The sequence below is a fragment of the Symmachiella dynata genome, from assembly GCF_007747995.1.
Lineage (GTDB): Bacteria > Planctomycetota > Planctomycetia > Planctomycetales > Planctomycetaceae > Symmachiella > Symmachiella dynata.
On record NZ_CP036276.1, the window covers coordinates 1972016 to 1985216 of the forward strand.

At 55.4% G+C, this 13201-nt stretch carries 10 protein-coding genes; 6 read left to right on the plus strand and 4 right to left on the minus strand.

Features of this window, described 5'->3' with window-relative positions:
• Positions 1-177: 177 nt before the first annotated feature.
• The 4 genes from Mal52_RS07570 to Mal52_RS07585 all read right to left on the minus strand — a co-directional run bounded on the left by Mal52_RS07570 (position 178) and on the right by Mal52_RS07585 (position 4606).
• On the minus strand, positions 178-1425 hold the full coding sequence (locus Mal52_RS07570; RefSeq protein ID WP_145375190.1) for a hypothetical protein: 1248 nt from the start codon (positions 1423-1425) through the stop codon (positions 178-180).
• On the minus strand, positions 1415-2908 hold the full coding sequence (guaB, locus tag Mal52_RS07575) for an IMP dehydrogenase (protein WP_145375192.1): 1494 nt from the start codon (positions 2906-2908) through the stop codon (positions 1415-1417). The genes Mal52_RS07570 and guaB overlap by 11 nt, the downstream gene beginning before the upstream one ends.
• Positions 2909-3023: 115 nt before the next feature.
• Positions 3024-3956, minus strand: a complete 933-nt coding sequence (gene rsmA, locus Mal52_RS07580; protein WP_145375194.1) for a 16S rRNA (adenine(1518)-N(6)/adenine(1519)-N(6))-dimethyltransferase RsmA — start codon at positions 3954-3956, stop codon at positions 3024-3026.
• Between the two features lie 53 nt (positions 3957-4009).
• Positions 4010-4606: a riboflavin synthase gene (locus tag Mal52_RS07585; protein ID WP_145375195.1), complete on the minus strand. Its 597-nt coding sequence runs from the start codon at positions 4604-4606 to the stop codon at positions 4010-4012.
• 293 nt (positions 4607-4899) lie between these two features.
• Here Mal52_RS07585 and Mal52_RS07590 point away from each other — a divergent pair, with 293 nt between their 5' ends.
• The 6 genes from Mal52_RS07590 to Mal52_RS07615 all read left to right on the plus strand — a co-directional run bounded on the left by Mal52_RS07590 (position 4900) and on the right by Mal52_RS07615 (position 13106).
• Positions 4900-5478: an LOG family protein gene (locus Mal52_RS07590; RefSeq protein WP_145375197.1), complete on the plus strand. Its 579-nt coding sequence runs from the start codon at positions 4900-4902 to the stop codon at positions 5476-5478.
• Positions 5479-5588: 110 nt separating this feature from the next.
• Positions 5589-6269 carry a hypothetical protein gene (locus tag Mal52_RS07595; RefSeq protein WP_145375199.1) on the plus strand — a complete coding sequence of 227 codons (681 nt, stop codon included), beginning with the start codon at positions 5589-5591 and terminating at the stop codon, positions 6267-6269.
• Between the two features lie 139 nt (positions 6270-6408).
• Complete coding sequence (locus Mal52_RS07600; RefSeq protein ID WP_145375201.1) at positions 6409-7719, plus strand: aminotransferase-like domain-containing protein; 1311 nt, start codon at positions 6409-6411, stop codon at positions 7717-7719.
• 296 nt (positions 7720-8015) lie between these two features.
• Entirely contained in the window at positions 8016-8699 is a 684-nt protein-coding gene (locus Mal52_RS07605; protein WP_145375203.1) for a YkgJ family cysteine cluster protein, read from the plus strand.
• 626 nt (positions 8700-9325) lie between these two features.
• Complete coding sequence (locus Mal52_RS07610; RefSeq protein ID WP_145375205.1) at positions 9326-11866, plus strand: thioredoxin domain-containing protein; 2541 nt, start codon at positions 9326-9328, stop codon at positions 11864-11866.
• Positions 11867-12023: 157 nt separating this feature from the next.
• The gene (locus Mal52_RS07615; protein ID WP_145375207.1) at positions 12024-13106 is read left to right on the plus strand and encodes a Gfo/Idh/MocA family protein; all 1083 of its coding nucleotides are present in this window, start codon (positions 12024-12026) and stop codon (positions 13104-13106) included.
• Positions 13107-13201 lie beyond the last annotated feature (95 nt).

A 13201-nucleotide genomic window follows, 5' to 3' on the forward strand; every position in this document is an offset into this window, starting at 1 on the left:
TCGATGAGGCTCCCTCGGTGGACCGGCCTGTGCCAACGGGTTGGTCAATTTGTGACTGAATCTGAGACGGTCACCTCTTTAGTTATACATTAGATATACACAAAAACACCCCCCTCACGGTACCGCGAGGGGGGTGTTTCTTTTCTAAATTTTATGATTCAAGCTCGAAGCCCATTCCTAGGGGAACGCGTAGATCATCCCCGTATAGAAGGCTCCTGTGCGGACGGCGGCGTCGGTATTCCACGGCACTTGATAGTACAAGTAAGGGGCACATGTGCCGGGACGGTACCAACCCAGAGCATATTGCTCCTCGCACATCGGATTGATTGACATCTGGTAGGGCAATCCGAAGAATTGCAGGCCGAATGTCCCAAAGGAGACAAAAGGTTGGAGCAGAGCATTGTGCGTATGGCCGTAGCGCTCCAAGCTCACATCCTCGAAATACAACGGATAATGCCAAAAGTCAGTGGCCATCCATTGAAAGTCGACGTGCGCCAAATTGCGGTGTTGATACAATTCATCCCCTAAGTCGACCACTTCAGGAAACTGTTTGCCCTGTTCGCTCTCGACGATACCATCGGGGCGCGGGAAGACGTTGCGGTAGGGATCGGTTTCCAAAACAGTCGGGTCCGGTTCGTAGTCGAAGTACGGTTGAATTCCGGACAGCGGTTTGAGGTCTTGGGGGCTGCTGATCGAATCGCCCAGCCGTTCTTGGTAGGAACGGTCTTCGAAGTTCGGAACTTGAGCAACTCGTGCCGGTTCGGCGTAGGTCGAATCGGTCGGCTCTGTTACGGGTTGTTCGACGGACAAGTATTCGTTGCCCGGTGTGTAATTTTCAATCGGTGCGTAATTCTCGACCGGTGTGTATGGCTCTACTTCAGGAGCTGCGGTCGTATTGATGCGGATCCGTGGGAATTCCTCTTCAATCTCCTGATAAATCGAGTCGTCTGCTTCGACGGGAGCTTGCGAGAACGTCGCTGTATCCTGTTCCACTCTTTCAGAAGCAGGAAAGTCGCGCGACATTTCGTCGTCTGCACCGTCGGCGTCGAATAAATCGGAGCGTTCCGCGGACAGAGACGGTTGTTCGTGCCCCGCATTGAGGAACTGATCGGCATCCGGTGCCGGTTGGCGGCGCGGTGTTTCAAACACTCCAATTGCCGCATCCTCACCCGGTGCAGGTTTTGCAGCGAAAGGCCGCTGCTGCGGATTGATTAGCGTGGCATCGTCCGCTGCGCTGTTGAGGTTTTCCCAACGTTGCTGAGGCGAACGATTTTTGAGCCGGTCCAACGGCGACAGATATTGCCGTTGGCCTGAGTTCGCGGGCGCTGCACTGCGCTGCGACTGTTCCTGGCCCTGAGTCCCGCTGGCCGTCGCAGCGACGAGCAGGAGGCACGAGGCGGTGACGGCGGCACATTTAGCCGGCATCCACCGGAGCGTGCTCCACCGTGTAGTTTGGTGCTTCTTGTGTGATACTAATGTCATGCGGATGGTTCTCCCTCACCGTCGCCGCGGAAATCTGAATAAAGCGCGCGTCTCTCCGCAACTCGGAGATTGACCGCGTGCCGCAATAACCCATGCCGGCACGCAGGCCCCCAATCAATTGATAGAGAAAATCATGCAGAGGCCCTTTGTAAGGGACTCGGCCTTCAACTCCTTCAGGTACTAACTTTTTGTCCGTCTTTGCGCCGTCGTTTGACAGGCTTTGTCGGTAACGTTCGCTACTGCCTTTGACCATCGCCCCCAACGATCCCATGCCGCGGTACCGCTTAAAACTGCGGCCTTGAAACAGGACCTGTTCTCCGGGACTCTCCGCCAAGCCGGCCAGCAAACCGCCCAGCATGACGGTGTGCGCTCCGGCGGCGATTGCCTTGGCAATATCTCCGCTGTATCGAATTCCTCCATCGGCGATCACCGGAATTCCGGCGTCTTCTGCAGCCTCCGTTGCGCTGGCCACTGCGGTAATCTGTGGCACTCCAACACCCGAAATCATTCGCGTTGTGCAAATACTGCCGGGGCCGATCCCCACCTTCACCGCATCCACTCCAGCGTCAATCAAATCACGGGCGCCTTCTTTGGTGGCGATATTTCCCGCAATCACATCAATTTCCCAACGGCGTTTGATTTCCCGTACTGTCTCCAAAACATTTTTGGAATGACCGTGCGCGCTATCAACCACGAGCACGTCGACCCCTTTATTGATCAAAGCTTCGACCCGCTCGAAATCACGAACACCGACGGCAGCCCCCACACGCAGGCGTCCTCGCAAATCCTTGGACGCCAGTGGAAACCGCAAATTCTTATCAATGTCCTTAATCGTTATTAACCCTCTCAGTTGATAATTTTCGTCAACCAGCAAGAGTTTCTCGACTTTATTTTCTCTTAAAATCCGCTGCGCTTCCTCCAAATCGGTGTTTTCTCCCGCAGTCACCAAGTTGTCTTTGGTCATAACCTCCGAGATCCGCGTCGCTTCCGACTCAAGAAACCGCAAATCGCGGCGCGTCAAGATGCCGCGTAAAGTTCCGTTTTCTGTAATCGGAACTCCGCCGATATTGCGCGAATCCATAATCTCGCAGGCTTCCCCGACCGTTGCCGAGGGAGGCAACGTGACCGGATCGACGATCACGCCATGTTCGCTGCGTTTGACGAGGTCGACTTCGAGAGCTTGGCGGTCGATGGGCAAGTTTTTGTGCACGATGCCAATGCCCCCTTCTTGGGCCAAGGCAATTGCCATCTCGCTTTCCGTGACTGTATCCATCGGGCTACTGATCACGGGCAAATGCAAGGGAATATTTTGCGTCAGCCAGGTACTGACATCGACGTCCGATGGCATTACCTCGCTATAGGCCGGCTCCAACAGCACATCGTCAAATGTAATGCCCCGGTAAGCCAATCGATCGCTAAATTTCATGACGCTCTCCTTATAAAAAATCATCCCTCCCCGATCGCGACCATTCCGTCGATGTCGTTGGTCGAGGCTCATTTCGAGCGGGACTGGGGGGGATCTAGGTTTTTGTACTTATCGTTTATGTGGGGTCCGCTGCGATTCGTGCCGGCACATCTAATGCGGCGCGAAATGCGGCGGCTAAGTCCACCAAGGTTTTGACGTCCAACTCCTCCGCCCGCGCCGTCTCCTTGAATTGGAACGGGGCCAGAATGGCGTCAATGTCTGGTTTGCTGAATTGTTTACGGTACATTCCCACCAACACGCTTCGCAGCAATTTGCGACGATGATGAAAGAGCCGGCGGACGAAATCTTGAAAAAAATCACGATCCAGAATCCGCTTTTTCAACTTCGCATCGGGCAGCAGCCGCACGATGGCGGAGGTCACCTTGGGGCGCGGCCAAAATACCGACGGCCGCAACCGTTTGAGCGTCTTCACCCTTGCCTGGGCTTGCAGCCAGACCGACAACGCGCCGTAGTGTGAAGATCCGACCCGAGCCCCCATGCGTTGTCCCAATTCCCACTGAATCGTGACGATTATCGCTGACCAGGGGAGTTCGGTCTTGACCAGATTCGAGACCACCGGCGTGGCAATCACATAGGGCAAATTGGCGACAAGCTTCAGTTTGCGACCCGGCCGCTCTTCCAGTTTTTCCGCGATCGCTGCCAGAACTTCCGGTGCGAAAGTGTTTTTGTTCTTCAGTGCGTCGCAGTTGAGCAACGTTACGTTATCGAACATCATGACCGCTTCGCCGGCCAATTTGTGCATCACTGGGTCGACTTCGACCGAAATCACATCCCCCGCTTCAGCAGCCAGCATGGCGGTCATGCTGCCTGTGCCGGAACCAATTTCCAGAACCAAATCGTCAGGCGTCAATCGTGCCTGTTCGACGATGTATTCCACCAGATTCAAATCGATCAAAAAGTTTTGACCAAGAATTTTGCGCGGACTGATCCCACGTGAATCAAAGAGATCTCGCAGATGTGATTGCGTTTGCCGCTCGGCTTCGGACATTCGTAGTAGGCTTGAGGCTTGAGGTTTCAGGCTTGAGGAAAGTGGCAGCGTCCTTAACGGGTCGCACCCAACATTTTATCCATGTATTTTCCAATGATGTCTGTTTCGAGGTTCACGCCATCGCCAACCTGTTTTTCGCCGAGCGTGGTCACCTCTAGAGTGTGCGGAATCAGGGCGACACTAAATCGGTCGGTTTCGACTTCGACAAGCGTGAGGCTCACGCCCTCGACAGTGATCGAGCCTTTGGCGACCATTTGATGGGTCAAGGCCGGCGGCGCGGAGAACCAAATCGTGATCCATTCACCATCGGATTCGATCTTTGCGACTTGGCCGACGCCATCGACATGCCCTTGGACGAAGTGCCCGCCCAATCGTCCGTCAGCGGGCAGCGAGCGTTCCAGGTTGACGTGACTTCCAACGGTCAGTTGGCCCAGCGTTGTTTTTGCCAGGGTCTCGGGTCCCGCTTGAAAACTCCAGAGGCCATCGTGTAGCTCGATGACTGTCAAACAACACCCATTAATCGCGATGCTGTCGCCCAGTTTTCCTTCGCCGGCAAATTCGGGGGGAACCTGAATCTCCAGGCGCACACCCACGTCCTCCTGACGAATTTCCCGCACAACACCTTGGCCTTCGATCAGCCCGGTGAACATTGATGACTCGACTATCTTTGGAAGGAACGGACTGCCAACTCTGTCTCCCGAAACGGCACTGCCGCGGCCGACTTCGGGTGAATCACTTAGCTTGACGAGTTCAACACAATTCGTCTAGGCCAGCGACCGCCAAAATCCTGTTGTCGTGACGGATTTCCCGTCAGCGGACTAGATTTTTCGCAATCACCGCCAAACAATCAACCTTTCCGATTTCCCAACCGATCCATTGGCCCATGGATTGAGCTCGGTTTCTCCAATCTCTGACACCTTCAACAGAATCAGTGTTCTCAACTATGCGAATTTGCGTGTTTTGCGGCTCCCAAACGGGTGGTCGCCCAGAATATCAGCAGCAGGCAGCCGAATTGGGGCGACTCTTCGTCGAACAGGGTCATTCCCTGGTCTATGGAGGAGGGCAGGTCGGCTTGATGGGGATCATCGCCGACGCCGTTTTGGCGGCCGGGGGAGAGGTCGTCGGGGTCATTCCCGAGCAACTGGCGACCAAAGAACTACTGCACACCGGTGTGACCGTCATGCATCGCGTGGATAGTATGCACGCGCGGAAGGCCAAAATGGAACAACTCTCCGACGCCTTCGTCGCCTTGCCGGGTGGCTACGGCACGTTGGAGGAACTCCTAGAAATCATCACCTGGGGGCAGTTGGGCATTCACCGAAAAAACATCGGAATTCTGAACACCGCCGGCTATTTCGACGGCTTGCTTGGTCTGGTCGATCACGCCATTGGCGAGTCATTTATTCGCCCAGGGCATCGCGAACTATTGGTTGTGGCAAACACACCCGCGGAACTGTTAGAACGACTTCAGGAGCATGAATTGCCAACGACGCGCAAGTGGTTCCGGGCCGAAGATTCCTGAAGCACATTTTCAAATCACGTTTAACAACTGCCATCCAGCATCCCGGAGCCTCGCCCTCCCATTTCGCAGACACTCTCATAGTTGGCCCCACAAAAGGAAACGAATCAACGATGCCCCGATTTCTCATTGCCATGTTGCTGGTCGTCCCGCTGGCCTCCTGCACCGATAACGATTCGTCGTCGCCCCCTGAGGCAGCGGGGGTTGCAGGGCAGGACCGGGAACCTGACATGGACTCCTGGGACTGGGAGGCCGAGTTTCAAGAAATGAAAACGGCATTGGCGCTCGGCAAGGAGGATGCGGCGAAATTGCGGGCTGCTTTTGAATCGACAGGACAGGAAATCGAAAAGTGGTGGACGAACAAAGGGGGCGAATTGATCGAACGTGAGGCGAAGATCAAACAAGCTGTCAAGGAACGCGATTTAGCGGGAGTCAAATCGGCCACCGCTGCGGCGCGCCCACTCCGGCAAGAGATCAGACAGCTGATCAAACAACGCAAACAGGAATTGCTACTGGTCCTGCCGCCGGAGTCGCAAACACAATGGCAGGCGCACCAAGTCGCTAACATGTTTTTTGACATTGCCGACGAGCTGCAACTCACCGATGAGCAAGTTGAACAGGTTCAGGCAGCGGCGCTGGCTGCGGTCGAGTCTTCAACTCAGGAAACAAATCCCCGCGCCGCTGCCTATCTAAAACTCGAGAAAACGATTGAACAATCCATTCTCGAAGGGGGACAGGTCGCTCAATTTGAAGCCATCAAACGTAAAAACCCAATGCGGTCACTCCGTGAATAATCAAGCGAACCTTTGAGTCTCAACGGCCTCCTCTGTCGTAGTCTGCCAAGATTCGCGGTTTGCCGTAACGCGCCGTCTCCGTACAATGATAGTTCAGGGCTAATGCCTGTTTATTGAACCGTTGAGCGACCTAATTTCGATGAGTACCCAACAAGAGAAAACCAACGCACCTCCCCCGTCGCGGCTCAGTCTGCGCCGGCATTGGGGGGGCGATCAGCCGATTAGCTTTTTGATGCAGCAGGGGGTCGCCAATCCCGACTGTATTTCGCTAGCGGCGGGATTGGTGGATCAAGGAAGCTTGCCCGCTCGCGAAGTTCAGGCAGCGCTACAAGAGATGCTGGCGGACGATCATGTCGCCAAACGCGCTTTGCAATACGGCACGACGCACGGCAACGCCGAGTTGCGCGGGCAATTGCTTGGACATCTCGCGGGATTGGAGCACGTTGGCGTTGACCAGTTGGGCGTCGATGTCAATCAGGTGATCCTGACGACCGGTTCGCAGCAATTGTTGTCGATCGTGGGGGAAATCCTGCTCGATCCCGAGGACATCGTCCTCGTGGCTGCTCCCACGTATTTTGTGTATCTAGGAACGCTCAACGGACTGGGCGCGCGGATCATCCCCGTGGCGACCGACGAGGACGGCATGCGGATGGATGCGCTGGAAGCAAAACTCGAAGAAATCGAAGCTGCCGGGGATCTGTATCGCGTGAAATTGATCTACTTGGTCAGTTACTACGAGAATCCCAGCGGCGTGAGTTTGTCCGCACAGCGGCGCGCTGAGTCGGTCGCGATTGCCCAACGGTGGTCGAAGTCGCAGCGGATCTACATTTTAGAAGATGCCGCCTACCGGGAATTGCGTTATGACGGCCCGGAATTGCCAAGCATTTGGAGTTTTGATGCCGACCGTCAAACGGTCATTTTGGCGAAGACTTTCTCCAAGACCTTTGCGCCCGGATTGCGGATCGGTTTCGGTGTTGTGCCGGCCGAATTAGAACGGCCGATTTGTGATCGCAAAGGGAATGAAGATTTCGGCTCGGCGAATTTCAATCAACATCTGCTATCGCAGGTGTTCCGCATGGGGCTGTATGACTCACACGTGGCGGGGCTGCGAGAGATGTATTCGGCCAAACGCGACGCCATGTTGCACGCTGCGGAAACTTATTTCGGTGACATTCCCGGGGTGAGCTGGGTTCATCCCCATGGCGGGCTGTATGTCTGGATGACCTTGCCTGAGTCGTGCGACACGTCGCTCGATGGCCAACTGTTTCGCGAGGCGGTGCAAACTCACGGCGTGATGTACGTGCCGGGCGAGTTTTCCTTTGCTGGCGAGCGCGCCGAGCGACCCAACCATCATATGCGGCTCAGTTACGGCGTGCAGGATGCAGCCGGGATCGACCTGGGGATGCAACGTCTCGCCGCCGCTGTCAAAAGCGTGCTGGCAGAGGCCTGACATTCACAGGTTTCTTTGAACCCGTTTCAAAACCCGGTTGTGCTTGTTCGTGAATCTCTGAGAGAAGTTTGGAGATATTGAGTCAGAGGGTTTTGAAACCAGTTGTAAGATGGCCCCGCGCCGCCTGTGGCTGTCTCCAGATCGCCGCACTGCTCCTCTCAATAGTTGTCGAATCATCAACTTCGACTCAACCGATGGTATCGATTATTTCGATAACAACGTTTGAAGGGTGGCTCGATTTTCTAGTGTCCACCTCACTTGCCGAGGCGCTTGCCAAGAATCCGAAAGGGCCATCCATGAGTATGTGTGACTCGTGCCATGCCGGCTGTTGTCGCTCATATGCCGTGCCGATTTCCGGTGCGGACATCATTCGGATTACGTCCGATTTGGGACTCTCCTTTTGGGACTTCGTCTGCCGTTGGGAGGATCCCGACGGGGAAATCGCCCAAAAGTATGCTCCACATTTTCATTTTGAAGATGAACCGGAAATGCCGTTTGTGATGTGCCTGATCCGCGGCGAAAGTCAAACTTGGCCCGGCACCGGGAAATGCATGTTCCTGGAAGAATCGCCCGTGACCAAAGAGCATCCCTTGGGGACTGCCAGTTGCGGTATCTACTCCAGTCGGCCCGCCGCGTGTCGAGCATTTCCCACAAAACTGAATCCGTCGTCCGAATTGGCCATCATCTCCGATGTGCCTGATCGCGGACGTCCCAGCACCGACCCGGTCTATGAACTCTGTCCCGGGCCGTGGGAAAAAGAAGATTTTGATGCCATTCACACGGTGCAAGATCTGATCGTCGCTGAATACGAGATGCAATTCTTCAATCGCATCGCCACAGTCTGGAATCGCCGACCCGGCCCATTTTCCGCATTCCCTGAATTTCTGAATACGGTGTATTCACAGCGGATTCGCAAGGAAACGGCCGAGGATCTTGCTCGCAACGACCGCCCGGATAGCGACCTCAAACACGCCGCTTAAGCGGAGACAACTCCCCTTAGGCATAACTTGAGCACGCGGACACCATTGCAGGTGATCAAAAATCATGCCGGCGCGTTGTCCGGTAAGGATCGCACAATGTGACCGCAAGCGGTCGGTTTGGGATTTCTGAGAGTCGCGCCCGAAATCCGTGTTCAATCTGTGGCTAAGAGAATAACCGGACGCACTTGATTGCAGCTCCTTTGCATTGCCTTCTCACTGCATCTGTCGACAAAGCTTCGCGCAATTTGCTAGGTTGACAGTCCGGCTTCTCCCGGCCGTTCACTCAGCAAATAAAAGTGAGAAATGATACGGACGTGGCGATTTTTGCCTGTTATAATGCCGCCAAGTTCGTAGTCACTTGAGTAGCGTGCCATTTAAAATGGGAGGCAAGGCTTCTGCCGAGTCGCGATGTACCGTATCGCTGGCCTGGGCCATGGAAATCTCCACCTTTACTTACATGAAACGTCCCAATGCGGCTCAGCAGGAGCTTCGCCCTCCCATGACGCAGCAAGGCGGTTGTATAGAACTATTTTGATGACGCACTCTTAAGATCTCCAACCCCGAAATTGTCAATCACGCTCTACCGCCGTCAGAGCGGCCCAAAAATAAATGCAGAGGATGCCAGGATGAAGTTGCCAATGTCGTTACGGGCGCGCGTTTTGTTGCTTACGTTTAACCTCGTGGTCGTCTCTTGCGGAGTGGGGATCGTTGCGGCTGCCGAAGAGAAACCGGACGCGCAACATGAAAACCGATTGGCCGATGAAACCAGTCCCTATCTGTTGTTGCATGCCCACAATCCTGTCGACTGGTATCCGTGGGGACCGGAGGCGTTGGCAAAGGCGAAAAAGGAAAACAAGCCGATCTTTTTGTCGGTCGGTTACAGCAGTTGTTATTGGTGCCACGTCATGGAACGCAAGGTGTTTTCCAATCCGGAAATCGCCAAGTACATGAACGAACATTTTGTGAATATCAAAGTCGACCGGGAAGAACGCCCCGATATCGATGAGTTGTACATGACGGCGCTGCGCGTTTATTACCAGGCCCTCGGCGCGCCGCAGGCGGGCGGGTGGCCACTCTCGATGTTTCTAACTCCCGATACCAAGCCGCTCGTTGGCGGAACCTATTTTCCACCCGTTAATGAAGGGGGCCGGATCAGTTTTCCTGAGTTGTCGGAGAAGGTGACTTCGATTTGGACCGACCAGCGCGAACAAGCGCAAGCCAACGCCGACTTTCTCACGACACACCTCAAGCGTGCGATGAAACCGCGTCCTGTGCTCAAAACGGTGACGCTGGATCGCGAACTACTCGACGGCGTCGCTACGGCGATCACAGCCGACTATGACGAGCAATACGGCGGATTTGGTTTTAGTGCCGACAACGATCAACAGCCGAAGTTCCCCACGCCGACAAAACTCGCCTACCTGCAATATCAAGCGGCCGCGCACGACGACAAGGCTGCGGCGGCGATGGTTAATAACACCTTAGATCACATGGCCGACGGCGGTATCTGGGACCATCTGGGCGGTGGGTTTCATCGTTACAGCACGGATCGATATTGGCACGTGCCGCACTTTGAAAAGATGCTCTACGACAACGCGCAGCTCGCCGACATTTATGTCGAGGCATTCGCTCAAACCGGCAACGAAAAATATCGCCGGGTCGCCGAAGGAATCTTTGATTTTATCAAACGCAACATGACCGCAGCCGAAGGGGGATTCTACTCAGCCATCGACGCCGAGTCCGAAGCAGTCGAAGGCAAGTCGTACCTTTGGTCAGTCGAGGAAGTCAACGAGGTTCTTCCTGAAGCGGACGCCAAGATGTTCGCCATGGCCTATGGCCTCAACGACGAGCCGGAACTTGAGGGTCGGCACGTCCTGCGGCGCGTGGCTGACACCTCTGAGGTGGCCGAGGAGTTCGGCATCTCCGTTGAAGAAGCCGACCAATATCTCAAGAACGCTCAAGAGAAATTGTTGGCAGTTCGCGATAAGCGGAAGACACCGCTCACCGACGACAAGGTGATGGTCGATTGGAATGGGCTGATGATTCGCGCCTTGGCCAACGCCGGTGCCGTATTGAACCGGCCCGACTACATCCAATCCGCCGAGACGGCCGCTGACTTTATCCTCAACACCATGCGCGACCCTCAAGGGGGGCTGTTGCACACCTATCGAGACGGCAAAGCTAAATTCGCAGCCTATGCGGATGACTATGCCTTTTTCATTGAGGGATTGTTGGCCTTGCATGCCGCCACCGGCAAGGAGAAATGGCTGGCTGAGGCGCAGCGGCTAACCGATCTGCAGTTGGAATTGTTCTGGGACAAAGAGCAGGGGGGCTGCTATTTCACGTCGCTGGGACATGAAGAATTGCTGGCCCGTAGCAAACAGACATTCGACTCCGCTCGCCCGTCGGGCAACAGCATCACCATCCGCAATTTGCTGCGGCTCGCCGCACGGACGGAGGACGCGAGTTATCAAGAAAAAGCCGCACAAGCACTCGAAGCCTTTACCCCGCTGCTGGAACAAGCCCCGCTGGGAGTGACCAACATGGCTCTGGGAGCGGCCGAATACCTCGACAAGCCGGACCTGGGCATTCGCAAATCCGCCAAGCAAGACCAGGGAGCGGTCACCGCCGCACAGCCGACGATTCTACTGGCTTCGGCACTGCAACAGAAAAAGAAGGAGCCGGAAATCGTTACCGGCAAGGCGTACCTGTCGGTCGACAAACTCCCGCCGGGCAAAACCTGTGAAGTGATCGTCGTGCTCCAAATCGACGGCGATTGGCACATCAACGCCAATCCCGCCGGCGACGAGTTTGCTTTGGCAACGGAATTCACAATGAAGTCCAAACTCAAAACCAAACTCAGCAAGGTGCAGTATCCCAAGGGCAAAAAAATGGCAGTCGCAGGCTTTGAAAAGCCACTGTCGGTGTATTCCAAATTCGCGGCCCTACGTGCCACACTGGAAGTCCCCGCTGCGGCAGCCGGTCAAAAGGAAGAACTACTGCTGAGTGTGCACTACCAAGCCTGCGACGACAAACGTTGCCTGCGGCCTACGAAAGTGGAACTCAAAGTTCCGATTGCCGTCGCCCGTGAAGGGGAACCAGTCAAAAAGATCAACCAAAAGTTGTTCGCCAAGAAGAGAAAAAGCAAAAAACGGGATGACAATTAATCGGTGCGGCGAAAACGATGGCGAATAAGTTTGCATCACTGCGCAAAACCTGTTTAGACTTTGTGTGAGTTTCACAGTTGCTGCTGTCTTGTCCCGGCACTTCGCGCCGTTCTGCGAACTGCTCAAGTCTCTCACACCCGCGCGGAGTTCTTACACTATGTCGCAAGTCGGCGTTGCCCTGATCGGTTCGCAGTTCATCTCCACTATTCACTATGAGTCGCTGCAGCGCGTCGCCGCCGCCGAGGTCCGCGCGGTTGCTTCGCGGACCGAAGAGCATGTCCGCCAATTCGCCGAAGAACGCGGCATCCCCCATTGGACCACCGACTACCGCGAACTGCTCAATCGCGACGACATCGACATGGTCGTGCTCGGCGTTCCGAATTATTTGCATTGCGAAATCACTGTCGCCGCCGCTCAAGCGGGCAAGCATGTTGTCGTTGAAAAACCGATGGCGATGAACGTCGCCGAGTGCGACGAAATGATCGCTGCCTGTCACATTGCCGGCGTGAAGTTGATGTATGCGGAGGAGCTTTGCTTTACCCCCAAATACGTGCGGCTCAAAAAACTGGCCGACGAAGGAGCGCTGGGCGATCTGTTTTTGATCAAGCAATCGGAGAAACACGATGGCCCGCACGCCCCTTGGTTTTGGGACGTGGAAAAAAGCGGCGGCGGCGTGATGCTCGACATGGGCTGCCACGGCATCGAATTCGCCCGCTGGATGTTAGGCCGCCCGCCGATCACGAGTGTCTATTGTGATCTGAAACTGAACATGCACGCCGACAAAACCCGCGGCGACGACACGAGCATTCTTATTGTCGACTTCGAAGGAGGCGCGACCGCCTACATTGAAGAATCATGGGCCAAACTGGGCGGCATGGATGATCGCGCCGAAGTCCACGGCACGGGCGGCGTCGCCTATGCGGACATCCTGCAAGGGACATCGATCCAAACCTACTCCAAAGAGGGTTACGGTTACGCCGTCGAAAAAGCGGGCGACACCAAAGGCTGGAGTTACACAATCTACGAGGAAGCTTGGAACTACGGTTTCCCGCAAGAGATGGAGCATTTTGTCCACTGTGTCCGCGACGACCAGCAACCGGATCTCACCGGCCACGACGGCCGTGCCGTCATGGAAGCCCTCTACGCCGCCTACGCCAGCGCCGGCCAAGGCCGCCGCATCGACCTACCATTTGAAACCGATGCAAAGACACCCTTCGAACTCTGGGGCGGCGTGAAGTAACCGTGTCGTAACGTAGGGCAGGCTCCCGCCTGCCATCGATGTGCGTTAGGCCAACCACGGCAGGCAGGAGCCTGCCCTACGCGGCTGCCTACGGA